Source organism: Hydrotalea flava (assembly GCF_001623405.1).
GTDB classification, from domain to species: Bacteria; Bacteroidota; Bacteroidia; order Chitinophagales; family Chitinophagaceae; genus Hydrotalea; species Hydrotalea flava.
Genome location: NZ_LUHG01000104.1, coordinates 33,740 through 59,330, shown reverse-complemented (window position 1 = coordinate 59,330; position 25,591 = coordinate 33,740). Strand labels below are relative to the sequence as shown.

Genomic DNA, 25,591 nt, shown 5'->3' with positions numbered 1-25,591 from the left:
TTAGGAATAGACGCCTTAAAAATCGTCATCTTCCTCAAAGTCATCCTTATCATCAAATAAGTCAAATTCTTTAAAATCTTCATCAATTTTGAAGTCATCTTCATCTGCATTACCCTTTTTTTTGCCGCCTGCTACTTTTTTGCCGGCAGATTTAGGAATGTCAAATTCATCAAAATCGGGATCCCAATCATCTTCTTCTTCGGGTTTTTCCCAATCATCTTCTATATCATCTTCTACATCGTCATCATCCTCATCAATGTTTTTTTTCTTTGATGTGGAGGCTGCTGATTTTTTAGGTTTAATGATATCTTCATCATCTTCTAAATCATCATCCTCTTCTTCAAATTTCTTTTTAGAAGAAGTTTTCTTGCTTCCTGTATCTGGTAATTTTTTACTGGGTTCGGATTTTTTATCCTTATCAGATCTTGCTGCCATATTCTAATAAGATTATTAATTGCTGTAAAATTTCAAATCAATTTTATACCAACCAAATTTTTTTTTGTTTTTTTACAGAGTTATAATTTGTTCACGTTCAGGGCCATTTGAAACAAATTTAACCGGTGCTCCAATATACTGATTGATAAACGCAATGTAGGTAGACATATTTTCTGGTAAAGCTGCTGCATCCTTCATTTTTGTAATATTGGTGTTCCAACCTTTAAAATGGCGATACAGCGGGGTAATTTGTTCCTGCATCATTTGAAAAGGTACTTCATCCGTTTGTTTGCCATTTATTTCATAAGCAGTACAGGCTTGTAAATCAGTAAAACTATCCAGTACATCTGATTTGGTCATTACCACTTTTGTAACACCATTAATCATGCATGCATAGCGCAGGGCAACCAGATCAATCCAGCCGCAGCGGCGTGGCCTGCCGGTAGTAGCGCCAAACTCGTTGCCTATTTTTCTTAACAGTTCACCATTTTCATCTTGTAATTCGGTGGGGAAGGGCCCGCTTCCTACTCTGGTACAATAGGCTTTTGTTACACCATACACCTCATTAATTTGGCGGGGTGCTACGCCCAATCCGGTACAAACGCCGGCAGAAATGGTGCTGGATGAAGTTACAAATGGAAAGGTGCCAAAATCAATATCCAACATACTACCCTGGGCGCCTTCTGCCAGTACTTTTTTTCCTTGTGCTATTTGATGGTTAATAAAGTATTCGCCATTTACAATATTCAGTGTTTTTAAAAATTCAAGTGCCTCAAAAAATTCTTCTTCCCAGGCTGAAATATCTTCGTTAAAATTAAAATTATCTAACAGTTTTTGATGTTTCAGTCGGAGTTTAATGTATTGACTAGTAAAATTTTTGTGGAATAAATCGCCCACTCTTATGGCATTTCTTCCTGTTTTATCCATATATGCAGGGCCAATGCCTTTTAAGGTGGAGCCAATTTTGCTATCGCCTTTTTGCATTTCACTGGCTTTGTCTAGCGCACGATGTGTAGGAAGGATTAAGTTGGTGCGTTGCGATATAAATAAATTTTTTCTGTAATCAATTCCAAACGAGGCCACTATATCACATTCTTTTTTAAGAATAACGGGGTCTAAAACCACACCATTGCCAATGATGTTCACTGCATTTTGGTGAAAAATACCCGATGGAATTTGGTGTAGAACTACTTTTTTGCCATTTACATACAAAGTGTGGCCGGCATTTGGGCCGCCCTGAAAACGGGCTACCACATCATAATGTGGCGCAAAATAATCTACAATTTTTCCTTTGCCTTCATCGCCCCATTGTAAACCTAAAATTACGTCAACCATTTTTTACAGTTTTATGATGCCGCAAATGTAAGCGATGGATGCTATGAATAGGGGAAAGAAGTAGATTAAATATTTTTTGGGAAATACTTCTAATGGAAGTCATGCTTTGAAACTTCATAAAAGGATTTCCTCAAAAATATGTGGCAGCACAGTGAAATATGAGTGTCAGTAATTGTGTAATATGGAGAATGGGCATACGGCCATAACACTGGAAAGATTATCTGAACTTGCACAAATATTTGGCATGTCTGTACCGGAAATTATTGAATTTTACCCTGAACATTTATGGAAGCAATGAGCAGATTTTCAGTCAATGAAATTTTATTTGGCATCTTCCGTATCAAACCGGTCAATACTTTGAATGCCCTGCAATTGTTTTAAGCGTTTCACTAATTCTTCCAATTCTTCTTTATCATGCACAAACACTTTTACCGTTCCCTGAAATAAACCTTCGGCCGATTCAATGGTGAGTGCTGCAATATTAATCCTTAAATCGCCGCTAATGATATTGGTTATTTTATTGATTACACCCACATCGTCTAACCCCACAATTTTTAAACCGGTAAGGAATGATATTTCTTTGTTTTTTGCCCATTTGGTTTTTACTACGCGGTGCCCATAGTTGGCCAACAATTGCGCAGCATTGGGGCAGTTGGTGCGGTGTATAATTAAGCCTTTGCCGGTGCTCACAAATCCAAACACATCATCGCCCGGAATGGGGTTGCAGCATTTGGCTAAGGAGTACATAATTTTATCGCTGCTTTCGCCAAAAATAATCAGTTCGCTGTCTTTTTTACTGTAGGTTTTTTGATGCGGAACTTCATGTGGTGTTTCGGCAGGTAAAATAATTTTAGGCTTGGGAGCTTCTAATTTATCGCCCAGTACATGAAATTCTTTTAACTCTCTTAAATCAATTTGTTTTACGGCAATTTTATATAAAAGATCTAATGAGGAGGGTAGTTTATAAAAATGAACCAACTCATCAATATTGGCACTATTATAGGCTGCACCCAGATTTTCTAATTTGCGTTGCAGGGTATATTTTCCTTCATCTGCAATTTTTCTTTTTTCTTCCCTCAGGGCATCTTTAATTTTTGCTTTTGCCTTGGCGGTTACCACCATGTTCAGCCAGTCTTCAGATGGCTTTTGTTTATTGCTGGTAATAATTTCTACCTGATCGCCGCTGTGCAGTTTATGGCTAATGGGTACCAATTTGTGGTTCACTTTGGCACCAATACATTTTGAGCCAACTGCAGAGTGTATGGCAAATGCAAAATCGAGCGCCGTGCTGTCGGTGGGCATCATTTTTACATCGCCTTTGGGTGTGTATACATAAATTTCTTCAGCTAAGAAAGATGTTTTGAAATCCTGTAAAAAATCAACACCATCGGTATCTTCCTGCGACAGCACTTCTCTGATTTGTCCGAACCATTTATCAAAACGGTCTTCGTCGGTTTTTTCTTCTTTGTATTTGTAGTGTGCCGCCAATCCTTTCTCGGCAATTTCGTTCATACGTTTGGTGCGTATTTGCACTTCTACCCATTTGCCATGTGGTCCCATTACAGTAGTATGCAGTGCCTCATATCCATTGCTTTTTGGGTTACTAAGCCAGTCTCTTAATCGTTCGGGCGATGGGGTATATGCATCGGTAATAATGGAATATACTTTCCAGCAATCTTCTTTTTCTCTATCGGTGGGCGAATTTAAAATTACACGAATGGCGAATAAATCATACACCTCTTCAAAGCTTACGCCTTTTTTCTTTATTTTATTCCAGATAGAATGAATGCTTTTTGGGCGACCCTGTATTTCAAAATCGAAACCTAATTTTTGCAGTTTTTCTTTAATAGGTTTAATAAATTCATTGATGTACCGGGTGCGTTCGCGTTTGGTTTCAGATAATTTTCTGGCAATTTCTTTATAGGCTTCCGGTTCCATGTATTTCATGGCCAGATCTTCCATTTCTGTTTTAATATTGTAAAGGCCCATTCTGTGGGCTAATGGGGCATAAACCCAAATGGTTTCAGATGAGATTTTTAACTGCTTTTCCCGCTTCATACTATCTAATGTGCGCATGTTGTGCAGGCGATCGGCCAGTTTAATTAAAATAACCCTCGGGTCATCGGTAAGGGTTAATAAAATCTTTTTAAAATTTTCGGCTTGTTGCGATGTGTTGGCATCCATTACCGTGGCTATTTTGGTAAGCCCATCTACTATTCTGGCAATTTCACTTCCAAATTCCCTTTCAATATCATCTAAGGTAATGTCGGTATCTTCCACGGTATCGTGTAACAATGAGCAAATGGTACTTCTTACCCCCAGTCCAATTTCTTCCACACAAATCATTGCTACAGCAATGGGGTGTAAAATATAAGGTTCTCCGCTTTTGCGGCGCATAGTTTTATGTGCTTCGGCTGCCATCTCAAAAGCATGCCTTACTAATTCTTTATCGCCTCTTTTTAATTTTGGGCGCAGGCTTTTGAGCAATGCCCTGTAACGGTGCAAAATTTCTTTCTTTTCCTGATCTTCGGTTAAAGTGTAGGCCGGCAATTGATTTTCTGATATAGTTGATTCTATTACTTGCTCATTCTCCATAACAATACAAAATTAATGATATTCTGCTGCCTAAGGCTTGACCAACTGGCATTTTAGCAGTTGGCTCCGTTAATTTTTCATTTCATATAACATACCCGCCTGAATATTGTTAATTTTGCCAACAACATGGCATCTGATTATAAAAAAAGTTTTATTAATTTTTCGCTGCTTCAAAGAGTTTTGCATTTTGTAAAGCCTTATCGTTCTGTGTTTTATGGCAGTATTGTTTTAGCCATTGTAATGGCATTTTTTGCGCCGGTAAGGCCCTATTTAATTCAGTTAACGGTGGATGAAGTAACCGGGAAACATCCCCCGATTCCGAAATGGGTGCATCTGTTTACCGAAAATACGGCTTTGCAAACCGTTACAGCGTTTATTATTGCCATTACTATTTTTCAACTTGTTTTTTTAATGATTGAAACCCTGGTTCGGTTTACGTTTACTTTTTTAACAGCCTGGTTAGGCCAGCACGTGGTAAAAGATTTAAGAGTAACGGTATACAATAAAATATTGCACCTCAATCTTTCACAGTTCGATAAAACACCCATTGGTACCTTAACTACCCGCACCATTAACGATATTGAAAGTATTAATGATATTTTTAGCGATGGCTTAATTCCAATTGTAGCCGATTTGTTGACCATTATTATTACACTGGCCACTATGTTTTGGATTGACTGGCGCCTTACCCTGATTGCCTTAATTCCATTTCCGGTGTTAATTATTGCTACTTATTATTTTAAAGAGGCAGTAAATAAAAGTTTTATAAAGGTTAGAAATGCAGTGGCTGCGTTGAATGCATTTGTTCAGGAACATATTACAGGTATGCAGGTGGTACAGGCTTTTGCCGTGGAAGACAAAGAATTTGAAAAATTTCAGAATATCAATCGAGAACACCGAAATGCCAATATTAAAGCCATTTTTGCTTATAGTATATTTTTCCCCATTGTAGAAATTGTACTGGCATTAAGTACAGCGCTGATTATTTGGTGGGTTGCCAATCAGGCTATTTTACTGGGTGGTGGTGCTCCCATTAATTTTTCAGGAAAAATTGTGGCCTTTATTCTGTTTATGAACCAGATTTTCAGACCACTCCGTGTAATTGCAGATAAATTTAATGTATTGCAAATGGGCATGGTGGCTGCCGAACGGGTGTTTAAAGTATTGGATAATCCGGATGTTACCAATAATGCCGGTCAGTTTGCACCTGATGCCATTAAAGGTAAAATTGCATTTAACCATGTTTGGTTTGCTTATGTAGCGGAACAATATGTTTTAAAAGATATTAATTTTTCTATTAATGCCGGTGAAACGGTTGCCATTGTTGGCCATACCGGAAGTGGTAAAACCTCTATTGCCAGCCTGATTAACAGGCTGTATCATATTCAAAAAGGGAGTATTTTAATTGATGGTGTAAAAATTGAAGATTATACCACAGAAGCGTTGCGCAAGCATATTGGTGTGGTATTACAGGATGTGTTTTTGTTTTCGGGTTCCATTATTGATAATATTACCCTTCGAAATCCGGAAATAACCAAGGAGCAGGTAATAGCTGCGGCCAAAATGATGGATGTGCATGATTTTATTATGCGTTTACCCGGTGGGTATGATTTTGACGTGCGGGAGAGAGGGAATACCCTTAGTTTGGGGCAACGCCAAATTTTTTCCTTTATCCGGGCATTGTTGTACAACCCAGCCATATTAATATTGGATGAAGCCACTTCATCTATTGACAGTGAAAGTGAACAACTCATTCAAAAAGCTATTGATACCCTTATTTCGGGCCGAACTTCCATTATTATAGCACACAGACTGTCTACCATCCGAAAAGCACATAAAATTATAGTATTAGACAAAGGAGTTATCAAAGAAATAGGTACCCATCAGCAATTATTGGCCAACGGGGGGTTTTATGCCCGATTGTATGAAATGCAATTTGAAAAACATGCCCATCACACTATATCGGCCGGTTCTTGATAACTTTTTTTTAATCAAAAATTCAGGTTCAAACTATTTTTTAGAGCCATCCCCCTATCTTTGCCGCAAATTTGAACAAATTTATGGCCCTGAAATACCTGAAATCTTTGCTGGTTGTGGCTTTTAGCCTGTTTTTTTGCTCAATTTCTATACATAGCAAAGCACAGGTTGCTGAAAATATGGTAGCAGATACCGTGCATGGAAAAAGCGGAGAAGAATTTAATCCGGGTGAAGTGATTATGGAGCATATTATGGATAACCATGATTTTCATTTTGCTGAATGGAATGGGCATCCCATCGCTTTACCATTACCAGTTATTGTGTATTCTCCACAAAGAGGATTGTCTGTTTTCATGTCATCTAAATTTGAACATGGGCATGCCATTTATAAAGGTTACAAATTAGAAGAAGGAAACATTGTTGCAGTAAATGAATCCGGGGAACCCGATGCTTCTGTAAAAGTGTATGATTTATCCCTTACCAGAAATGTAGTGCAAATGTTGTTGGGCTTGCTGGTATTGGTGATTGTACTGATTAATGTTGCCAAGAAATATACCAAAGAAGGTGCTTCCAAAGCACCTTCCGGTTTCCAAAATGCCATAGAACCGGTCATTACCTTTATTCGAGATGAAGTGGGTAAAAGCTATTTGGGCAGTAAGTACGAAAAATACATGCCATTGCTGTTAACCATTTTCTTCTTCATTTTAATATCTACTTTATTTGGGTTAATACCCGGTTCGGCTAATGTAACAGGAAATATTGCATTTACATTTACGTTGGGCATTATCAGTTTTGTAGTAATATTATTTAGTGCTAATAAACACTACTGGGCACATATCTTTAATCCGCCGGGAGTGCCTGTTTTTGTAAAATTTATTTTAATTCCGGTTGAAATTTTAAGTGTATTTACCAAGCCGTTTGCATTAATTGTGCGTTTGTTTGCCAATATGGTAGCCGGGCACATGATTATTACCTGCTTAATTTTAATGATTTTTATTTTCTCGAAATTAAGTGTTGGCGCCGGTTTAGGATTTGCTCCTGTTTCACTGGCTTTTACCATTTTTATTTATTTCATTGAAATATTAGTTGCATTCATTCAGGCATTTATCTTTACCAACCTTACCGCAGTATTTATTGGTCAGGCTATTGAAGATACACACAGCCATCATGATGATGCAGTAATGATATAAAAATTTTTTTAATCACAAAAACCAACACAGTATGTCTTTAATGAGTGTTTTGTTAGATGGTAGCATTTCCAACATGGGTGCTGCAATTGGTGCAGGTTTAGCTGCAATTGGTGCAGGTATTGGTATTGGCCAAATTGGTAAAGGCGCAGTAGAAAGTATTGCCCGCCAGCCTGAAGCAGCTAATGAAATTCGTGCAAACATGATTTTAACTGCAGCCTTCGTAGAGGGTGTGGCTTTGTTTGCCGTAATTGCAGCCGTATTGGCCATCTTCATCAAGTAATTGTTCTTGTAAAAGAAACATTATCTCAACTGCATTCAAAGCAAAGGGCTGCGAATGCAGTTGATTCTAAAACAGTATACAGATGATTGTTGCTTTCTGAAAAAATAGTTTTTTGTTATAAAATAGAAATTGAATATATGCAATTGTTAACACCCGCTTTAGGTTTAATATTCTGGACATTTATTGCCTTTATTGTTGTTTTAATTGTGCTGCGTAAATATGCCTGGAAGCCCATTCTTTTCACTTTGAAAGAAAGAGAAATCGGTATTGCCAATGCTATTGCTTCTGCAGAAAAAATAAAAGCAGAAATGGCTGCGTTGAAAAATGAGAATGAAGCATTAATGGCAAAAGCAAGAGAAGAGCGTGCTGTGATTTTAAAAGAAGCCAAAGAACAATCAGATAAAATGATTGCCGAAGCCAAAGAGAAAGCCAAACAGGAATATGAACGTATTGTTGCCGATGCACAAACGGCTATTTTGCAACAAAAGAATGCTGCTTTAACTGATGTAAAAAATCAGGTGGGCGCTTTGGTAATTGAAGTAAGTGAAAAAATATTACACAGAGAACTCAGCAGTAAAGCAGAACAGGAAAAATATATTCAAACATTGGTGAATGCTGTTCCATTAAATTAATTCTATTTCAAGGTAATTATAATTATTGATAATGAATAATCCCCGTTTAGCAAACCGGTATGCCAAAAGCCTGATTGACATCAGCATTGAAAGAAATGAGCTGGAAAAAATTATGGCGGATATGCAATACCTGCAAGCTGTTTGTAAGGCCAGCAGGGAATTTGTAAATTTATTGGAAAGTCCGGTAGTTACTTCCGATAAAAAGAATGCCATCATTAAAGCTGTTACCGGTAAATCTATCAGCGCATTAACGGCATTGTATCTTGAACTGTTGGTTAAAAAAGGCAGAGAAAATGTATTACCCGAAATAGCCAATGCTTTTATTGATCATTATAACGAATTAAAAGGCATTCATATTGTTACATTAACCACGGCGGTTCCGGTTTCAGACAGTTTAAAAAATGCTATTGAAACCAAAGTAAAAACAGCACGTGGATTTGATAAAATACAGTTGGAAACTAAAGTAGATAAAAGTTTAATTGGTGGGTTTGTATTGAGTTTTCAAAACAATTTGGTGGATGCCAGTGTATTACGCGATTTAAAAGATATCAAAAAACAGTTTCAGCAAAATTTATATGTGCAACAAATACGATAAACTGCATTAACTTTTTACAATTATAATCATAGCATAAAATCAACAATATGGTAGACATTAAACCAGATGAAATTTCAGCCATACTCAGGCAACAGTTGAGTAATTTCAATGTATCGGCTGAATTGGAAGAAGTGGGTACTGTTTTACAAGTGGGTGATGGTATTGCCCGTGTTTATGGCCTTAACAATGTGCGTTCAGGTGAACTGGTAGAATTTGATAATGGCGTAAAAGCCATTGCACTTAACCTGGAAGAAGATAATGTAGGGGTGGTATTAATGGGTGAAAGCGAAGGTATTAAAGAAGGTGCCAAAGTAAAAAGAACCGGACAAATTGCCTCCATTAAAGTGGGCGATGGAATGGTGGGCCGTGTATTAAATACCCTTGGAGAACCTATTGATGGCAAAGGCCCTATTAAAGGAGAATTGTATGAAATGCCACTGGAACGTAAAGCCCCAGGCGTTATTTTCCGCGAACCTGTAAAAGAACCTTTACAAACCGGTATTAAAGCGATTGATGCCATGATCCCGATTGGTCGTGGCCAGCGTGAATTGATTATTGGCGACCGCCAAACCGGTAAAACTGCTATTGCTGTTGATACCATCATCAATCAAAAAGAATTTTATGAAGCCGGAAGCCCGGTATATTGTATTTATGTAGCTGTAGGCCAAAAAGCTTCTACTGTTGCCGGTGTTATGAAAACATTGGAAGATAATGGTGCAATGGCTTATACAACCATTGTATCTGCTTCTGCTTCTGATCCGGCTCCATTACAGTTCTATGCTCCATTTGCTGGTGCTGCTATTGGTGAATTTTTCCGCGATACTGGAAGGCCTGCTTTAATTATTTATGATGATTTATCTAAACAAGCTGTAGCTTACCGTGAAGTATCGTTATTGTTGCGCAGACCTCCAGGTCGTGAGGCTTATCCAGGTGATGTATTCTATTTACACAGCCGTTTATTAGAAAGAGCTGCTAAGGTTATTTCTAACGATGATGTGGCAAAAAATATGAACGACCTACCTGAGTCTATTAAACACTTAGTAAAAGGCGGTGGTAGCTTAACTGCATTACCCATTATTGAAACACAGGCTGGTGATGTATCTGCTTATATTCCAACCAATGTTATTTCGATTACTGATGGTCAGATTTTCTTAGAAGGTAACTTGTTTAACGCCGGTATTCGCCCTGCTATTAACGTAGGTATTTCTGTAAGTAGGGTAGGTGGTAATGCCCAAATTAAATCCATGAAAAAAGTGGCCGGTACCTTAAAATTAGACCAAGCTTTGTACCGCGAATTGGAAGCCTTTTCTAAATTTGGTGGTGATTTGGATGCTGCTACAAAATCGGTAATTGATAAAGGTGCTCGTAACGTAGAAATACTAAAACAACCACAGTATAGCCCAATGAGTGTTGAAAAACAGGTAGCCATTATTTATTTGGGTACTCAGGGTTTATTGCGTGATGTGGCTGTAAGCAAGGTGAAGGCATTTGAAGCCCATTTCCTTTTAGAAATGGAAACAAAATTACCCGATGTATTAGCCGAATTTAAAAAAGGCCAATTGAATGATGAAAGTTTAAAGAAAATGACAGATTTAGCTGCAGGTTTATATCCACAGTATAAATAATCAATCATATTAGTACTTTGAAAACCCCGGATTTATTACCGGGGTTTTTATTTTTACTACAAACAATAGCAAGCAACCGGCTCTATCACAATAAGTTATATCATTTCACCTGCTTCCATCCCTGTTCTTTCCATCATACAAAAGGAGTATTTTAAACCATAGAATCAACTTTTTATAAAATAGTTTAGTGCATAAAGTAAACTACTTTATGCTTGTGTTTTTAAATTGAGTATATGAAACAAATTATTGCATTTTTCATAGCATTTTTGGCTATGGGCAGCAACCAACAGCCAAACAAAAACTTCGGGTTTGGTGAAAGATGTGAAAGGTAAACCCATTCATGGTGTAGGCATTACTTTATTGCAAACCTACGATGGTGTTGTAACAGACAGACAGTCTGGAACAATTTTCGTTCCAAACCTTCGAAAAAGAAGATAAAATTTTACAGGCCGAAATAATGGGTTATGGATTGAAAGAAGAAAAAATTGTTATTGCCAAAAATGCCTTTGCTGTGGTTTTTGTTTTGAAAGAAGAAGTAAAAGCAGTTTCTGTTACAGCAGGTAGTTTTGCTGCCGGCGATAAAAAGCGGGTGGCAACTGTATTAAGTGCGTTGGATATGTACACTACGGGCGGTGTCAATGCCGATGTTACGGCAGCCATTAAAACATTGCCGGTTGCCCAACAGGTAGACGAACAGGAAGGCCTTTTTGTACAGGGTGGCGAAGGCTCTGAAACCACGCAAATCATAGATGGTTTTGTGGTGAACAACCCCCTATTATGCCAGCTCACCGGGTATTGCCGGCAGAGAGCGTTTTGCACCTTCTTTATTTCAAGGTAATATATTCAGCACCGGCGGTTATTCGGCTATTTACGGGCAGGTATTATCATCAGTATTTCCTCTAATTACTTTTTAAGCGTTACTTCTTTTATGATTTTACTCCAGCTTTCACAAGCAGTTGATTTTTAAGTGAATTTCAAAAAACAGATACTGTTTATTTATTTTTCACAAGAATAATTTACTGTTGTTTATGGATGAGAATTTCAATTTGTTTTAAAATTTCGTTAGCATCTTTCATATCAAAATCTTCATGTAACTTTTTGGGAACGCCCATGCAGGACAAATCGATGTGGACATCAGGCGTTACTGAATGATTACCCAAACATGCTTTTGAGCATGCCAGTTGGGAACCATCTATTACAATAATTTTTCTTCCGGAAGTAGCTGTACGTACAAGATTCTTTACGTTACCTCCAACTCCGGCAATGCATGACATTTCTGCAATATTCATCCTGTCAAGCTGAACAGCAATATAATTTGCCATTTGCGCAGCACTGGAACAGCCAGAGCAGGAATACAACAGTGGCTTATAACCAGTTCTTGTTTTCATAGTGCGAAAAATATTTTTTAAAGCGATAATTTTTCATAAGTCCGATTAAAAATGCAATTACCAGATACTAATTATTTTAATATTAAGCCAATATCGTTGCAATATTTTCATCAGTTTTTGATTGTATTGTATTATTATTTTCATCTTTTTTTAACCCTTTTCTTCTACTGGTTATAAACCAAACAAGTGGTATCACGCCGCCTAGAGTAAAAATGGAACCACCAACAATACGCAGCCAAGTGAGCGCTTGAAAACCACTGCTTTCTATAAATGCACTGCTACGGGCATACCATAGTCCTTGTTCTGTTACTGTTTTAAACTGGTAAATACCTGCAGGAAATAAATCAAGTAATACCATTAGTGATAAACCGATATTAATAGACCAGAATATTGTTTTAATAAGTTTTGGTTTCCACCAATCGGCCTTAAATAATAACTGGCAACAAAATAAAACAGCAGCTACTGCAAGATTGCCATAAACACCCATTAATGCAGCATGGCCATGATTAACGGTTAAATAAGTTCCATGCTCATAATAATTGGCAATAGGAAGATTGATAATAAATCCCAGAACACCTGCTCCAAAAAAATTCCAGAAATTAACAGCTACCAAAAACAGGAACACTTCAGAAAATCCAAAACATTTATTCAAATCTCCATTTATCCGATTATTCGTTTCCAGCAGTTTTGGGAGTTTGCTGAAACGCCATGCTTCTAATGTGAGCAGCACTAAAGGTATTACCTGCAATGTTGAAAACACTGAGCCAAGAGCCATTGTGAAAACCGGCTTAGCATTCCAGTAAAAATTATGTGAAATACCCAGTAAACCAGAACCAAGAAATAATAAGGTTGCTAAATAGATAACACGAATCACAGCCTGCCTGCTTACCAATCCCATCAATACCATAAAGTACCCAATCAGCACTGTGGTGAACACTTCAAAAAAAGCTTCGGCCCACATGTGCACTACCATCCATCTCCAGAAATCAGCAATCACAAAATTGGTTTTGGGTGTTGCAATAAAGCCGGAGATCAATAATAAAATTATACTGAATGTGGCATATACTAACCAGTTAGGTAAAGCCCATGGCTGCTTTAATTTCATAGTAGGTTTAATTCCTTTGTAAATGGTTACTGCCCAGATAATGAATACGACACCCAGTATAATCTGCCATAATTTTCCAAGTTCAACATATTCCCATCCCTGGTTTCCTAGCAAATACCAGTTTTTCCCGGCAAGACCTTTCGGCCCAAGCAACATACCGAAAAAGGAACCTGCCACCAGCAATACCGTAAGCCAGAAAATAGTATTAATAAGTGTAACCTGTTTTTTTGATTGATTGGGTGATACAAATGACATCATAAAAAATGACGCGCCAATCCAGCAGGTTGATATCCATAGAATGGATAATTGTACATGCCAACTTCTCGTTACAGTAATTGGCAATGCTTCGGAAATATTGAATCCGAAAAAATTTATAAAACCTAAAAAATCATGTACGGTTAAAATACCCGCCAAAACCTGTACAGCAAAAAGTATTATGGCAACATAAAAAAATTTGTAGGTATTTTTTTGAATGGCATCCGGTTGAAACTTTTGTATATCACCTTTTGTCATAAAAGGCTCTGCCTTTTTTGTATAAACATCATCACCCAGCTTATCCAGCTTGCCATGATAAAACAATACGATGCCCAACCCAAATATCAACCCCAATGAACCGATAATACTCCATAAAATAATCGCAGCACTCGGTGTATTTCCTGCTGCAGGATCGTAAGGCCAGTTATGTGTATAGCTGTAATGTTCTCCCGGCCTTTCTACGCCACAAACCCATGAACCCCAAAAGAAAAAGGCTGTTAATGACTTTATTTCATTTTCATCAGAAATGTAACCATCTGGTTTAAATGCTCCGGAGGAAGAGGAGTTTGTGAATTTTTGGTGGTAATATTTTATTAATTCTCTGATTGCAAAAACTTGTGCATGGGAAAGTGTTACACTGTTGTTGTCTTTACTATAATGATTGCTTTTAATTTCTGCTTTTACCTGTTCTGCCACCCCCTTTTTAAGCAAATTGCTATTTGCTCCGGCTTTCAACCGGGATAGATAATAGTCATTCATGTATTGTGAAACATAATGTAAGGCTTCTGCTGTATAGTCTGGGCCACGGTTGGCACCATCACCAAACATACTGCCATATTCCATCAGTGCATATTTTTGAAATAATGCCTGACCTTTTAACACATCCTCCTTTGAAAAAACAGTTTCATTCTTGGCTGAAACATAGTTTGGAATAGGGGGTGCTTCTGTGTAAGTATGTAGCCCAATCATCGTTACGCCTGCTATACTAATTACAAAAATTACTAGTAATGGCAGCCACCAGTTTTTGGGATTAAGCAGGTATCTGATGAAATTATTTTTTGCCATAAATAAATATTTATCGACAAATATAGCAATTAAGGATAAATTTGTCCTAAATTATTCGAATTTATTATTTTCAAAAGCGCCGACTAAAAACTATCCGGTGTTTGAGGACTGGTATCTCAGGCAGGTATATATTATGTTACAACTAATAAAATTTGTAATATTTTTTTTCGCACTGGAACATGCCATTGATGATTATACAGGCGTCTGCAAAAATATGCACTGCTTTTCTTACAAATTGTAGGTTACTGTTTCAAGGAATTCACCCAAAGACGAGTATATTCTGATACCGGGCTTTGTTTTTGATTTTAAGGAACTAAAACAATTGATAACTGAATCTATTCTCAGGATGATTGACCATAACTTGGGGGTATCTAAAAAATTACACAGCAAGGCACCTTCCTATTCATTCTCAGAAAAATTTGATTATACCAAAAATTTAATACATTGTAAAAAATACATGTATTTACAAAAAAAATTTTATTTTGAATATTTCCATCTATTACTCTAGTGATTGAACTAAAATTAGTAGGAACAAAAGATTCATTTGCAAGTTGCAAGATGGATTGATACCACAACTTTATGCAGTTACTAAAATAAAATGTAATTTTCTTTTTAAAATCAACTTCATGTTTTCAAAAGCAACAGAATATGCATTAAGAGCAACGATATACGTTGCACAAAAAGGCACAGTGGAAAACAAAATCGTAATTGGAGAAATTTCTAAGGCCATTGATGCGCCTCAATCATTTACCGCTAAAATATTACAGGCACTTAGAAAGGACAATAAAATCATCCGATCTGTCAGTGGACCTAACGGCGGATTTTTTATGACTGAAAAAGCGAAAAAACTGCCGGTTCGCACCATCCTTAAGGCAATGGGAGAAGATGAAGTGCTGGATAAATGTGTGTTAGGTTTGGATAAATGTTCTGAGACACAACCTTGCCCTATGCATTCGAAATATAAAATAATAAAAGAACAGTTGATAGCATTATTTGAAACTAAAACTATTCAGCAACTCGCAGATGATATAAAGAATGGTGATGTGTTTATCAATAATAAGGATAAACAGAAATTGAAGTTAAAATAACTGTTATTTCTGTAGCAGAACTGAATAATAAAGCAATCAAAACCCATTCTAATTTTTTCCATAATGAGGCTTTTGCTGCCAATTGTTGTGTTTAATAGTATTGTTTTTGAAGCATCTGTTTTTTAATGAGGTGCATTTGTGCGTAATTAATATGGCAATCATTTGCAGCCAATCCAAGAAAGATTTATCAGAAAATTTAAGCCCATGTTATTGGGTGGTTTGCTTTGTATGGTTTGTTTTGTGACTTCCTGTTTTTTAAATACTACTTTCGATTTTTTATTGCAAACCATTGCAGTTGTTTTTAGTTGGTTAATTACCGGAATATTATTGCGTAATAGATATTTAAAGCAGCAGGCCATTCATGTTTAAAGAGTTGGATCCAAATATTACATTCTCGATTAAGACTTGCGATGATGAGTTTGTTAATTACTGTGCAGGAAGCTGATTTTTTTTATTAAAGAAAAAACAAATGCAACTGCGGTAACTTGTCGGTAAAAATTCAAAAATTAAAAGAAGCCGGCTATGTAGAAGTAGAAAAAAAATTCAGTAATAATTATCCTTTAACCACTTGTAAAATAACTCCCAAAGGTATTGAAGCCTTTGAAGCCTATGTAAAAGTGTTGCAGGAATATTTAAATGTCGAAAAAAAATAATCCATCATTTTTGCGAGGCAAAGCCTAATTTTTCTAATACTACTTTTGCCATTTTGTACAATGCCTCATGGCTGTAGCCCGCAATATGCGGCGTAACCAATACATTGGGTTGGTCTAACAGCCAGTTTAGTTGTTTCTTTTCAGCAGTTGTATATTTGTCTAACTGTTCATTCTCTAATACATCTAAACCGGCAGCTTTAATTTTTTTATTGCTCAATGCATGGATTAAAGCATTGGTATCAGTTACTTTTCCTCTGCAAAGGTTCAGAAAATAAGGTGTTCTTTCCAAGGCATTGAAAAATGATGTATTGGCCAAATGACGTGTTTCTGATGTAAGTGGCACATGCAGGCTAATTACATCGGCATAGCGTTGAATTTGTTCAATGTTTGCTTCATGTATGTATCCTTTTGCAAAATCAGATTTGTATTTGTCATAAGCCAAAACGGTAACATTAAATGATGCTAAAATTTCCGCAAATGCGCTACCGTTATTTCCAAACCCGATAATACCGATTGTTTTGCCAAAAAGTTCTTCACCACGGTTCGCATCTCTTAGCCATTTGCCTTCCTTTATTTCCAAATAGCTTTTGGTAATGTTATTCATTAAGTTTAATAACATACCCAAGCCATGTTCTGCCACAGCATTTCTGTTGCCTTCGGGACTGCTTACACATGCAATGTTTTTGCTTTCTGCATAAGCTACATCTATCATTTCCATACCACTGCCTAAGCGGCCAATCCATTTTAAATTACGGGCTTTATCCAGCATCGCTTTATCAATCAATAACTTGGTGGTTACAATCAATCCTGTTGCATTTTCAATGACTGCAAACAGTTCGTTGTATTGTATACCTGGTTGGTATAGTACTTCAAAGCCCTTTTCTTCAAATGTTTCCATTAAAACAGGGTGGCATTTAGCAGTAATAATAACTTGTTGTTTCATGTCCAAAACATTGATGCAATGGCATCTACTATTTTTTATTAATTTAATTTCATTTTAAAAGTCAGCATTGCAAAATCATCTACACCTAATTGTTCTGCCCTTTTACTAAATATTTCATCTTGCAATACTGTTGCTTCAAATAAATTTTTTACGGCATTGCGTAACATTTTTCTGCGTTGGTTAAATGCAGTTTTCACCAATAAAAAAAAGTATTTCTCGCTATGCATGGGTACTACATGCTCGTTTTTTGTTAGCTGGATAACCCCGCTCATTACTTTTGGTGGTGGTTTAAAAGCAGTTGGCTCCACATCAAACAAATATTCTACTTTGTAAAATGCTTGTATTAATACACTTAAAATACCATAGGCTTTACTATTGGGTTTGGCAGCTAAGCGCTGTGCTACTTCTTTTTGAAACATACCAATTACAAATGGAACCTGTGTTTTCCATTCTAAAATTTTAAACAGAATTTGCGAAGAAATGTTGTAAGGAAAATTGCCAATTACGGTAAAATGGGTGGTAAATGGGGCATCCATTTCCAGCATATCGGTATGGATAATATTATTTTTTAAATTTGGATATGTTTTTTCCAGATAGGCAACTTTTTCCGTATCTATTTCAACGGCCTTCAAATCAATATTGGGAATTTGTAATAAATATTTGGTTAAAGCGCCACCTCCGGGGCCTACTTCTAATAAATGGCTGAGCGGAAGTTCCTGCAATGCCGCTGCTATTTTTTTACAAATAGATTCATTGATTAAAAAATGTTGACCTAACGATTTTTTTAATTGGTATTCCATTGCTGCAAAAATAACCATTTGTAGAGGCTGATATTCTGTTTCAGTTAAGTATTTGTATGGTACTTTCACACACTATTCTCCTTAACTTTACCTTTTAATGTTGTATTATGAGCAATGAACTGCTAAAACCTGTTATAGGCATTACTTCCGGCGATTTAAATGGTATTGGTATTGAATTAATTATTAAATCGCTATCTGACCATCGTATACTTGATATCTGTATTCCGGTGGTTTTTTCGGGCAACAAGAGTATTAATTTTTACAGAAAAAGTTTACCAGACTATAATTTTACTTACAATAGCACCAAAGATTTTTCTAAATTAAGCCATAAGCAGGTTAATTTATTCAGTTGTTGGGAAGAAGAAGTGGCCATTCAACCCGGTGTGTTAAATGCCACAGGTGGCGAGTATGCTTTACGTTCGCTTGAAATGGCGGTTAAAGCATTGAAGGAGGGAAATATTCATGGCTTGGTTACTGCACCCATTCATAAACAAAATATACAATCTGAAACTTTTCAGTATACCGGGCATACACCTTATTTGAAAGCTCAGTTTCAGGCAGATGATGTAGTAATGATAATGGTTGCCGAAAATATGCGTGTGGCAGTTGTTACAGAACATATTCCCGTAAAAGAAATTGCAGGACTGATTACCAGGGAAAATATTTTAAGAAAAATAAAAATTATACACCAAAGCCTACAAACTGATTTTGGAATAGAAAAGCCACGTATTGCTGTTTTAGGTTTAAATCCACATGCAGGCGATGAAGGCTTAATAGGAACAGAAGAGGAAACCATTATAAAACCTGCCATTAAAGATGCCAAACACAATATGTTGGTTTTTGGGCCTTATAGTGCTGATGCATTTTTTGCAAGAGCGCAATACAATCAGTTTGATGCTGTATTGGCCATGTATCACGATCAGGGTCTGATCCCTTTTAAATCATTGGCCTTAGGTGAAGGCATCAATTATACAGCAGGATTACCTGCCGTAAGAACAAGCCCCGACCACGGTACGGCATTTGACATTGCAGGAAAAGGAAAAGCAGACCATACTTCATTTATTGCTGCCATTTTTGAAGCCGTAGATATTATTAGAACCAGACAGGGTTATAAAGATGCCCGTGCTAATCCTATGAAAAAAATGAGCGCACGAATTTTAGCCAATGCGGTAGATGAAAAAGTAGAAGAATAATTTTAACCAACTGATATGGCTGTTTATACCATTGCCAGTTCAACCATGCTGGTGCAAATTGCCGATAAAGGTGCTGAGTTACAGCGCATCTTCCATACAACAATAGGATTGGAATATTTATGGAATGGCAATCCAACATACTGGGCTAAAAAAAGTCCCGTATTATTTCCCATTGTAGGCAGTTTAAAACAAAATACTTATTATTTTAATAACAAAGCCTTTCATTTAAGCAGGCACGGTTTTGCAAGAGATATGGTTTTTTCGGTGCAAAAACATACTGACAATTCGATTCAGTTCATATTAACCAATTCTATTGAAACTTTACAGGTTTATCCATTTCGGTTTCTGTTCTTCATTACTTATACCATCAGCAACAATATACTTACCGTTGAATATACAGTTGAGAATACAGATTTAGATGATATGTATTTCTCATTAGGTGCACATCCGGCATTTGTAGTACCCCTTACTACCGATACAGTTTATGAAGATTATTTTTTACAATTTAATCAAGTTGAAAATATGGGTATTTGGCCATTAACAGATGATGGCTTGTTGCAGGAAGAGCCGGTGCCTTTTTTACAGAATAGTAATACTATTGCATTGCACAAATCGTTGTTTTATAAAGATGCATTGGTATTTAAACACTTGGTTTCTAACAGCGTTCAATTATGCAACACAAAAAATAAACATGGCATTACCTTACAATTTCCTGATTTTCCATACTTAGGAATTTGGGCTGCCAAAGATGCTGATTTTGTTTGTATAGAACCCTGGTGTGGGGTTGCCGACAGTGAAAATACCCATCAGCAACTGATTCAAAAAGAAGGGGTATATGTATTAGCGCCACATTCAAAATTTAATCGTACCTGGTCGTTAGAAGTATATTAATTATTGAATATACCTGGCGGCAAGCCTTTATTAATGGTGTATGAAGCATAATCAATTTCAACCCTTCCATTTTTTTGTTGCATTTTTTTCCTGTCTGTATCTGTAAGTGGTTCATCCATTTCTAAAGTAACACCTTTGGGTATTTTATAATCATGTGTGTTGAAAGTAAAAATCACTTTATCCGGTAAGCCCAAATTACTGTATCGGCCATATTGCATATTAATTTGGTAAGTACCATTTTCTTTAGTTGTGGTAATGGCTTTTCTAATCAGTAAGTTTTTTTCGTCAATATAAAGTGTGGTTAAAACAATAGCATTGTTTTCGTTTATGGGTAACAGTTTTACTATTTTCGTGGGAAAGCCATCTGTTACTGTATTACCTGCAAATAGAGCCACGTAACTTTTAGTCGCCATAATGGTATTTAAATTAACCGTAACACCACCTTTCGGTAAAATTGAAATGCCGCCCTCACGTATCAATCTAAAATTATCCGGTTGTTTGTAATACATTTTTACATTGCCTACAGGGGCCTTAATAAAAGCAACATCGGTTTTCATTCGGCCGGTAGCTACATAATCATGCACCTGATCTAACTTTTGTTTTACTTTTTCAATTAAAGCGGTTTCATCTTGGGCATTACTGTTATGAGTAATGAATAGTGCTACCATAGCAATCCACAAAATTTTTATTCCCTTCATTCAAATTCATTTTCAGCGTTTAATAAATAAAGTGTACATTAAATTGTTAGGTTAATATATCCTTCCTTTTAAAAACAAACATAGCCACACCTACAAACAGCACAATATGTGCAATCAGTATCCAGGCCGATTGTACAATCTGACTTTTGTTTTGCAGAGTGCCTTTTAATGCGGTATTATCAGCATTTACCTTTAAATCAAAAAATTCTTTCCATGCTACCATGTGGGTAGTAAATAAATAAGGTTGAATTTTTTGAAAAATGGGAATACTCATGGTGCTTAAAATTGTGAAAAATATAATAATGCTGATGGTAGCTACAATAGGCCCAATTGAGTTTTCTGCAAATACCGATAATAAAAAACCCAAAGCCGCCACCGTTAGCATAGCCAATAAAGCAAATCCAAATGCACCAACATAGCGCCAAAAAATATCATCTTTACTCAGTTGCACTAAGTAACGGGTTTTTTGTATAATTAAATCATCGGTGCCAAATAGCCATATACTTACAAATAATGCTAAAATAGCCATCCAAACCAATAATAATAAGGTGTAAATAGCAGCGGCAGTAAATTTGGCCAATATTATTTCGCACCTGCTTACAGGTTGGGTAAGCATGAGCCGTAAAGTACCAATATTGGCTTCGCCACTAACCATATCTGCAGCAACCAGTGCAATTAACAGCGGTACATGTACCAATAACAATTGCAGAATAATATAACATACCAAATAACCATTTAGTAGTTTACCATCAAAAGTAAATGACTGTTCTACATTGCTCATTACAAAATTAACATAAGCATCGCCATCTAATTTTAAACCCAGTTGTATAATGCCAATTAATCCTGCAATGGCTATAAAAGCAATATAGGTTCTGGGGCGTTTAAAAATTTTATAAAGTTCTACCTGCAGTAGTGTAAACATTCAACAAAATATTAATGATTTAAAATAAGTGTATCTGAATTGCTATTGGCGGTAACCTGTAAAAAATAATCTTCTAAACTATGTCTGGGTTGTAACATTAAAAGTTGAATATTCAGATTGAATAATGCTCTGTTAAAATCGGGAATTTGGTCATGATGCATTTTTAAAAATATATTGGGCCCTCTGTTCAATTGAAGATGGGGTTGCCATTTTGAAGCTTTTAAAATTGCTAAAGAAGCAATATTGTTGGTGGTTTCTATTTCTACAATGGTTTCAGCGGGATTAAATAAAGCTGCGGCACTGTCGGCAATAATTTTTTTGCCTTTATCAATAATCAGAATATGTGTGGCCATCTGCTCAATCTCGCTCAATAAATGTGATGAAAGCAATATGGTTTTTTGTTGTTCTTTACTGAGTTGTACAATTAAGCGCCTGATGTCTGCAATACCCTGTGGGTCTAATCCGTTGGTAGGTTCATCCAGAATAATGAGTGAAGGATTGTGAATTAAAGCAATGCCAATTCCCAGCCTTTGTTTCATTCCCTGCGAAAAAGTCTTTACTTTATTTTTTGCTCTGTCTGCCAAACCAACCTGTTCCAATTGGTTCATTAACTGCAAATGGGTAGGATGCATGCCATTTAAACAGGCAAACATTTTTAAGTTATCATAGGCCGATAAATAACCATATAAATCGGGTCTTTCAATAATGGCGCCAATATTTTTGAAAATTTCCTTGCGGTGTTGTTGCAATGGAAGACCAAAAAAACGGATATTGCCTTCGGTAGGTGTAATGAGCGATAACAGCATGCGGATAGTAGTGCTTTTTCCGGCTCCATTTTGGCCTAAAAATCCGTAAACCGAACCGGCAGGTACGGTAAAAGAAAGGTCATTGACTGCTACAATATCTCCAAATTGTTTGGATAGGTTTTTTACCTGAATAATGGGTTCCATGTGCTTCAATAACAACAAATGTAGCTGATGGTTGTTAATACGTAAGATAACTTGCTGATTTTTTAACAGAGCCAAATAATAGGAGCCCACTTCAGTAAAATATGCAATAGGCTATAAAGCTGTAAATTTTATAATTAGTTTACTTTTTTAAATTAGAATGCTTAATTTTGTGATTACTGCAACGCTACAGGAATGTGTAGCGTTGTATTTTTTTATGTCTATTAAAAACGTTGGCTATGAGTGAATATGTAACTAAAGAGACTTTTGAAAAAATGCGGGAAGAATTGCAACGCATGAAAACTGTTGATCGTCCGGCTGCAGCCAGAGCAATTGCTGAAGCTCGTGAAAAGGGTGATTTAAAAGAAAACGCAGAATATGATTCTGCAAAAGAAGCACAAGGAATGCTGGAAGCCAGAATTAAACAATTAGAGGGGATTATTGCGAACTCAAAAATAGTAGATCCCGAAACCATTGATACCAGCAGGGTAGCCGTTTTAACCAAAGTTACCGTTGTAAATATGGCCACTAAAAAAACATTTACTTATCAAATTGTTGGTGAAAAGGAAGCTAATTTAAAAGAGGGTAAAATTTCGGCCAGTTCCCCAATTGGGAAGGGCTTATTGGGCAAAGCAATTGGTGAAGTTGCTGAAATACAGGCGCCTGCCGGCATGATTAAATTTAAGGTTGAAAATATTACGATTTAATTTTTCCGATTCAAATAAAAGCCTCATTTGCATTTTTTGTGAATGAGGCTTTTTAGCTTTGTAACGTGTGTTTTTTATTCAATCCTTAATTTAATTTTATGACGATATTTTCAAAAATTATCCGTGGCGATATTCCTTCCTACCGCATTGCAGAGAACGATCAATTCTATGCCTTTTTAGATATTTTCCCTTTTACAAAAGGCCATACGCTGGTAATTCCAAAAATAGAAACTGATAAACTTTTTGAATTGCCATCTCAGTATTTAGCGGGTATTTTACCTTTTGCACAGCCCATTGCACAGGCCATTCAAAAAGCCTATCCATGTAACCGTGTAAACATACTTACATTGGGTTTTGAAGTACCCCATGCACATCTTCATTTAATACCGATGGATGGCATGCAGGATGTACATTTGCTCAACAAAAAATTGCAATTAACACAAGAGGAATTGGCAGAAGTGCAACAAAATATATTACAATATTTATAGGAACGGGCTGAATGAAGTGCTATTGGGTTTTCTTTTTCTTCTCCTGCTGTTGAATGTAATCAGCCCAATTTTTAAATCCTTTCTGTGTCTGCCCCAATATACTATTGGTTTGGTAATAGTGGCACAATGCCACACTTAAAGCATCGGAGGCATCAAAATATTTTGGTTTTGTTTCAATGTGCAAAATCTGCTGCAGCATTTTCCATACCTGCTCCTTATCGGCATTACCGTTTCCTGTAATAGATTGTTTTACTTTTTTGGGAGAATATTCTGTTACAGGTATTTTATACTGCATGGCAGCTGCAATAGCCACACCCTGGGCCCTGCCCAATTTTAGCATGCTTTGTATATTTTTGCCAAAGAAAGGCGCCTCAATGGCAAAGGAATGGGGTTTGTACGTGCTGATTAAGCTGCAAATTTTTGTATGAATTTTTTCTAATCTTTCATAAATGTCATCATACTTTGTTAAACTAAGTATATCCATCGTGATTAATGCCGGCTGGTTATTTTGTACAGCCAGTAAGGCATACCCCATTAATTGCGAGCCCGGGTCTATTCCTAAAATTATATTTTTTTTATGCATGTAATTGGTGTTGGTGTTACAATCTTCCTTTCTTTATCCCTATGAATGAATTGAAATGTTAGGTGAATGTATGTAATTCAACCCATGGGTTTCTAAATATGGTTTATTCCCTATTACTTTGCTGCTAAATTATTCGTTCTGAACAAGCGGTTTAAAATATTTATCAATTATTTTCTGGGGCCGGTATTATTTATCTGGTTAGTTTTTTCTATTTATCATCAAATTCAGCATCAAAAAAATATAGAGGGGGCATTGCAGGTATTATGGATTTCTTTAACCGGAACAGAATGGTGGAAGTTGGTGGCTGTTTTGTTGTTGATGCTGGTAAATTGGGGTATTGAAGCTAAAAAATGGCAGTTTCTATTACAAACCATTCAGGTAATTGGTTATACAAAAGCATTTAAAGCGGTTTTAACAGGGCAGGCATTTGCCATCAATTCGCCCAATAATGTAGGTGAATATGTGGGTAGAATGATGTATTTAGATGAAGGAAACAGGTTGCGGTCAGTTGCTTTAAACATGGTAGCCAGTATAAGTCAGTTAGTCATCACCTTTATAGCCGGCATTGCAGCTTGGCTGTATTTAAAGCATATTGGAATAGAAGCACTGGGTAAACTTTCTGATGCTGTGCAGTATTGGTTACAGAATATGTTATGGGTAATCGTACTGTTTACAGTAGTACTGGTATTTGTTTATTATAACTTATCCGGCATAACAAAGTTGATAGAAAAATTGTCTCTTGTAAAAAAATACAGTTATTTTTTTACAAACATTGCCACCTTAAATTGGAAGGAATTAACAACAGTTTTAATTTTTTCCGCTCTTCGTTTTGTAATTTTCCTTTTGCAATATGTGCTGATGTTACAGGTTTGTGGCGTTCATGAAAATGTGCTGGTATTGGTATGTATTACGGCAGTGTTTTTTTTGGTATTGGCCATTGTGCCTACCATTGCTTTGGCCGAGGTAGGCATTCGTGGCGCATTGAGTTTACAATTATTTGGTTTGGTTAGCAGCAATATGCTGGGTATATTGTTTGCAGCTACCGGTATTTGGTTGATTAATCGAATTCTTCCGGCTTTGGCAGGCAGTATGTTGGTACTGCGTATTAAATTATTTAAAAAATAAATGTACATTGAAGAAAATGTGGCAAAAAAATTGCAACCTTTCATTCAAATGGCTGTAATTGTAAAGAACACGAATC

Annotated in this window: 27 protein-coding genes; 16 read left to right on the top strand and 11 right to left on the bottom strand. The window is 36.4% G+C overall.

Going from position 1 to position 25,591, the window contains the following annotated elements; all coding sequences use genetic code 11:
• Positions 1-15: 15 nt before the first annotated feature.
• The 3 genes from A0F92_RS13990 to A0F92_RS13980 all read right to left on the bottom strand — a co-directional run bounded on the left by A0F92_RS13990 (position 16) and on the right by A0F92_RS13980 (position 4,365).
• The gene (locus tag A0F92_RS13990; RefSeq protein ID WP_068247528.1) at positions 16-435 is read right to left on the bottom strand and encodes a hypothetical protein; all 420 of its coding nucleotides are present in this window, start codon (positions 433-435) and stop codon (positions 16-18) included.
• Between the two features lie 72 nt (positions 436-507).
• Positions 508-1,770 carry an adenylosuccinate synthase gene (locus A0F92_RS13985; protein WP_068247526.1) on the bottom strand — a complete coding sequence of 421 codons (1,263 nt, stop codon included), beginning with the start codon at positions 1,768-1,770 and terminating at the stop codon, positions 508-510.
• Positions 1,771-2,091: 321 nt separating this feature from the next.
• On the bottom strand, positions 2,092-4,365 hold the full coding sequence (locus A0F92_RS13980; protein ID WP_068247523.1) for a RelA/SpoT family protein: 2,274 nt from the start codon (positions 4,363-4,365) through the stop codon (positions 2,092-2,094).
• Between the two features lie 126 nt (positions 4,366-4,491).
• Between A0F92_RS13980 and A0F92_RS13975 the strand changes: the two genes are divergently transcribed.
• The 8 genes from A0F92_RS13975 to A0F92_RS13945 all read left to right on the top strand — a co-directional run bounded on the left by A0F92_RS13975 (position 4,492) and on the right by A0F92_RS13945 (position 11,502).
• Positions 4,492-6,342, top strand: coding sequence for an ABC transporter ATP-binding protein (locus tag A0F92_RS13975; protein WP_068247520.1), 1,851 nt, complete (start codon positions 4,492-4,494; stop codon positions 6,340-6,342).
• A gap of 83 nt (positions 6,343-6,425) precedes the next feature.
• On the top strand, positions 6,426-7,532 hold the full coding sequence (gene atpB, locus A0F92_RS13970; protein WP_068247517.1) for a F0F1 ATP synthase subunit A: 1,107 nt from the start codon (positions 6,426-6,428) through the stop codon (positions 7,530-7,532).
• A gap of 31 nt (positions 7,533-7,563) precedes the next feature.
• Positions 7,564-7,812, top strand: a complete 249-nt coding sequence (gene atpE, locus A0F92_RS13965; RefSeq protein ID WP_068247515.1) for an ATP synthase F0 subunit C — start codon at positions 7,564-7,566, stop codon at positions 7,810-7,812.
• Positions 7,813-7,949: 137 nt separating this feature from the next.
• Complete coding sequence (atpF, locus tag A0F92_RS13960) at positions 7,950-8,444, top strand: F0F1 ATP synthase subunit B (protein ID WP_068247512.1); 495 nt, start codon at positions 7,950-7,952, stop codon at positions 8,442-8,444.
• Between the two features lie 31 nt (positions 8,445-8,475).
• A complete protein-coding gene (gene atpH / locus A0F92_RS13955; protein ID WP_068247509.1) occupies positions 8,476-9,039 on the top strand; it encodes an ATP synthase F1 subunit delta in 564 nt (187 codons plus the stop codon).
• 47 nt (positions 9,040-9,086) lie between these two features.
• Entirely contained in the window at positions 9,087-10,664 is a 1,578-nt protein-coding gene (atpA, locus tag A0F92_RS13950; protein WP_068247506.1) for a F0F1 ATP synthase subunit alpha, read from the top strand.
• A 309-nt stretch (positions 10,665-10,973) separates the two neighbouring features.
• The gene (locus tag A0F92_RS15940; protein ID WP_262490042.1) at positions 10,974-11,102 is read left to right on the top strand and encodes a hypothetical protein; all 129 of its coding nucleotides are present in this window, start codon (positions 10,974-10,976) and stop codon (positions 11,100-11,102) included.
• 19 nt (positions 11,103-11,121) lie between these two features.
• Positions 11,122-11,502, top strand: a complete 381-nt coding sequence (locus A0F92_RS13945) for a hypothetical protein (RefSeq protein ID WP_068247502.1) — start codon at positions 11,122-11,124, stop codon at positions 11,500-11,502.
• A 178-nt stretch (positions 11,503-11,680) separates the two neighbouring features.
• On the opposite strand, the gene A0F92_RS13940 is transcribed toward A0F92_RS13945, so the two are convergent.
• Together A0F92_RS13940 and A0F92_RS13935 are read right to left on the bottom strand one after the other, a co-directional pair.
• Entirely contained in the window at positions 11,681-12,052 is a 372-nt protein-coding gene (locus tag A0F92_RS13940; protein WP_068247501.1) for a putative zinc-binding protein, read from the bottom strand.
• An 82-nt stretch (positions 12,053-12,134) separates the two neighbouring features.
• Complete coding sequence (locus tag A0F92_RS13935; RefSeq protein ID WP_068247498.1) at positions 12,135-14,477, bottom strand: nitric-oxide reductase large subunit; 2,343 nt, start codon at positions 14,475-14,477, stop codon at positions 12,135-12,137.
• Between the two features lie 626 nt (positions 14,478-15,103).
• On the opposite strand from A0F92_RS13935, the gene A0F92_RS13925 reads away from it, so the two are divergent.
• The 3 genes from A0F92_RS13925 (at position 15,104) to A0F92_RS13915 (ending at position 16,218) form a co-directional block, all read left to right on the top strand.
• Complete coding sequence (locus A0F92_RS13925; protein WP_068247633.1) at positions 15,104-15,565, top strand: RrF2 family transcriptional regulator; 462 nt, start codon at positions 15,104-15,106, stop codon at positions 15,563-15,565.
• Positions 15,566-15,727: 162 nt separating this feature from the next.
• Positions 15,728-15,934: a hypothetical protein gene (locus A0F92_RS13920; RefSeq protein ID WP_068247491.1), complete on the top strand. Its 207-nt coding sequence runs from the start codon at positions 15,728-15,730 to the stop codon at positions 15,932-15,934.
• A gap of 116 nt (positions 15,935-16,050) precedes the next feature.
• A complete protein-coding gene (locus A0F92_RS13915) occupies positions 16,051-16,218 on the top strand; it encodes a transcriptional regulator (protein ID WP_253810495.1) in 168 nt (55 codons plus the stop codon).
• Between the two features lie 4 nt (positions 16,219-16,222).
• Here A0F92_RS13915 and A0F92_RS13910 read toward each other — a convergent pair whose 3' ends face one another.
• Positions 16,223-17,161 carry an NAD(P)-dependent oxidoreductase gene (locus A0F92_RS13910; RefSeq protein ID WP_068247489.1) on the bottom strand — a complete coding sequence of 313 codons (939 nt, stop codon included), beginning with the start codon at positions 17,159-17,161 and terminating at the stop codon, positions 16,223-16,225.
• A 38-nt stretch (positions 17,162-17,199) separates the two neighbouring features.
• Entirely contained in the window at positions 17,200-18,030 is an 831-nt protein-coding gene (gene rsmA / locus A0F92_RS13905; RefSeq protein ID WP_253810493.1) for a 16S rRNA (adenine(1518)-N(6)/adenine(1519)-N(6))-dimethyltransferase RsmA, read from the bottom strand.
• Positions 18,031-18,068: 38 nt separating this feature from the next.
• Here rsmA and pdxA point away from each other — a divergent pair, with 38 nt between their 5' ends.
• Both pdxA and A0F92_RS13895 read left to right on the top strand, forming a co-directional pair.
• Positions 18,069-19,154 carry a 4-hydroxythreonine-4-phosphate dehydrogenase PdxA gene (gene pdxA, locus A0F92_RS13900; RefSeq protein ID WP_068247485.1) on the top strand — a complete coding sequence of 362 codons (1,086 nt, stop codon included), beginning with the start codon at positions 18,069-18,071 and terminating at the stop codon, positions 19,152-19,154.
• Positions 19,155-19,169: 15 nt separating this feature from the next.
• Positions 19,170-20,045: an aldose 1-epimerase family protein gene (locus tag A0F92_RS13895; RefSeq protein WP_068247481.1), complete on the top strand. Its 876-nt coding sequence runs from the start codon at positions 19,170-19,172 to the stop codon at positions 20,043-20,045.
• On the opposite strand, the gene A0F92_RS13890 is transcribed toward A0F92_RS13895, so the two are convergent.
• Genes A0F92_RS13890 through A0F92_RS13880 form a run of 3 tightly spaced genes read right to left on the bottom strand, consistent with a single transcriptional unit; the run spans position 20,042 to position 22,615 of the window.
• Positions 20,042-20,743, bottom strand: coding sequence for a LolA family protein (locus A0F92_RS13890; protein ID WP_068247478.1), 702 nt, complete (start codon positions 20,741-20,743; stop codon positions 20,042-20,044). The two genes, A0F92_RS13895 and A0F92_RS13890, sit on opposite strands and share 4 nt — an antisense overlap.
• Before the next feature lie 46 nt (positions 20,744-20,789).
• Positions 20,790-21,665, bottom strand: a complete 876-nt coding sequence (locus tag A0F92_RS13885) for an ABC transporter permease (protein ID WP_068247476.1) — start codon at positions 21,663-21,665, stop codon at positions 20,790-20,792.
• Positions 21,666-21,676: 11 nt separating this feature from the next.
• On the bottom strand, positions 21,677-22,615 hold the full coding sequence (locus tag A0F92_RS13880; protein WP_068247630.1) for an ABC transporter ATP-binding protein: 939 nt from the start codon (positions 22,613-22,615) through the stop codon (positions 21,677-21,679).
• A 236-nt stretch (positions 22,616-22,851) separates the two neighbouring features.
• On the opposite strand from A0F92_RS13880, the gene greA reads away from it, so the two are divergent.
• Positions 22,852-23,319 carry a transcription elongation factor GreA gene (gene greA / locus A0F92_RS13875; protein ID WP_068247472.1) on the top strand — a complete coding sequence of 156 codons (468 nt, stop codon included), beginning with the start codon at positions 22,852-22,854 and terminating at the stop codon, positions 23,317-23,319.
• A 98-nt stretch (positions 23,320-23,417) separates the two neighbouring features.
• Entirely contained in the window at positions 23,418-23,807 is a 390-nt protein-coding gene (locus A0F92_RS13870) for an HIT family protein (RefSeq protein WP_068247468.1), read from the top strand.
• A 19-nt stretch (positions 23,808-23,826) separates the two neighbouring features.
• Here the strand turns inward: A0F92_RS13870 and ruvC are convergent, their stop codons facing one another.
• A complete protein-coding gene (gene ruvC, locus A0F92_RS13865) occupies positions 23,827-24,390 on the bottom strand; it encodes a crossover junction endodeoxyribonuclease RuvC (RefSeq protein WP_068247465.1) in 564 nt (187 codons plus the stop codon).
• A gap of 252 nt (positions 24,391-24,642) precedes the next feature.
• Between ruvC and A0F92_RS13860 the strand changes: the two genes are divergently transcribed.
• Positions 24,643-25,515 (top strand): lysylphosphatidylglycerol synthase domain-containing protein, encoded by an 873-nt coding sequence (locus A0F92_RS13860; protein ID WP_068247463.1) that lies wholly within the window; start codon positions 24,643-24,645, stop codon positions 25,513-25,515.
• Positions 25,516-25,591: the final 76 nt, after the last annotated feature.

Excerpts from the sequence above, each read along its gene's own strand:
- atpE (WP_068247515.1), top strand. The coding sequence starts at position 7,564 with ATGTCTTTAATGAGTGTTTTGTTAGATGGTAGCATTTCCAACATGGGT.
- pdxA (WP_068247485.1), top strand. The coding sequence starts at position 18,069 with ATGAGCAATGAACTGCTAAAACCTGTTATAGGCATTACTTCCGGCGAT.
- A0F92_RS13935 (WP_068247498.1), bottom strand. The coding sequence starts at position 14,477 with ATGGCAAAAAATAATTTCATCAGATACCTGCTTAATCCCAAAAACTGG.
- A0F92_RS13925 (WP_068247633.1), top strand. The coding sequence starts at position 15,104 with ATGTTTTCAAAAGCAACAGAATATGCATTAAGAGCAACGATATACGTT.
- A0F92_RS13870 (WP_068247468.1), top strand. The coding sequence starts at position 23,418 with ATGACGATATTTTCAAAAATTATCCGTGGCGATATTCCTTCCTACCGC.
- A0F92_RS13895 (WP_068247481.1), top strand. The coding sequence starts at position 19,170 with ATGGCTGTTTATACCATTGCCAGTTCAACCATGCTGGTGCAAATTGCC.
- A0F92_RS13890 (WP_068247478.1), bottom strand. The coding sequence starts at position 20,743 with ATGAAGGGAATAAAAATTTTGTGGATTGCTATGGTAGCACTATTCATT.
- A0F92_RS13885 (WP_068247476.1), bottom strand. The coding sequence starts at position 21,665 with ATGTTTACACTACTGCAGGTAGAACTTTATAAAATTTTTAAACGCCCC.
- atpB (WP_068247517.1), top strand. The coding sequence starts at position 6,426 with ATGGCCCTGAAATACCTGAAATCTTTGCTGGTTGTGGCTTTTAGCCTG.
- A0F92_RS13910 (WP_068247489.1), bottom strand. The coding sequence starts at position 17,161 with ATGAAACAACAAGTTATTATTACTGCTAAATGCCACCCTGTTTTAATG.
- A0F92_RS13940 (WP_068247501.1), bottom strand. The coding sequence starts at position 12,052 with ATGAAAACAAGAACTGGTTATAAGCCACTGTTGTATTCCTGCTCTGGC.
- A0F92_RS13880 (WP_068247630.1), bottom strand. The coding sequence starts at position 22,615 with ATGGAACCCATTATTCAGGTAAAAAACCTATCCAAACAATTTGGAGAT.
- atpA (WP_068247506.1), top strand. The coding sequence starts at position 9,087 with ATGGTAGACATTAAACCAGATGAAATTTCAGCCATACTCAGGCAACAG.
- atpH (WP_068247509.1), top strand. The coding sequence starts at position 8,476 with ATGAATAATCCCCGTTTAGCAAACCGGTATGCCAAAAGCCTGATTGAC.
- A0F92_RS13985 (WP_068247526.1), bottom strand. The coding sequence starts at position 1,770 with ATGGTTGACGTAATTTTAGGTTTACAATGGGGCGATGAAGGCAAAGGA.
- A0F92_RS13990 (WP_068247528.1), bottom strand. The coding sequence starts at position 435 with ATGGCAGCAAGATCTGATAAGGATAAAAAATCCGAACCCAGTAAAAAA.
- ruvC (WP_068247465.1), bottom strand. The coding sequence starts at position 24,390 with ATGCATAAAAAAAATATAATTTTAGGAATAGACCCGGGCTCGCAATTA.
- atpF (WP_068247512.1), top strand. The coding sequence starts at position 7,950 with ATGCAATTGTTAACACCCGCTTTAGGTTTAATATTCTGGACATTTATT.
- A0F92_RS13975 (WP_068247520.1), top strand. The coding sequence starts at position 4,492 with ATGGCATCTGATTATAAAAAAAGTTTTATTAATTTTTCGCTGCTTCAA.
- A0F92_RS13980 (WP_068247523.1), bottom strand. The coding sequence starts at position 4,365 with ATGGAGAATGAGCAAGTAATAGAATCAACTATATCAGAAAATCAATTG.
- greA (WP_068247472.1), top strand. The coding sequence starts at position 22,852 with ATGAGTGAATATGTAACTAAAGAGACTTTTGAAAAAATGCGGGAAGAA.
- A0F92_RS13945 (WP_068247502.1), top strand. The coding sequence starts at position 11,122 with ATGGGTTATGGATTGAAAGAAGAAAAAATTGTTATTGCCAAAAATGCC.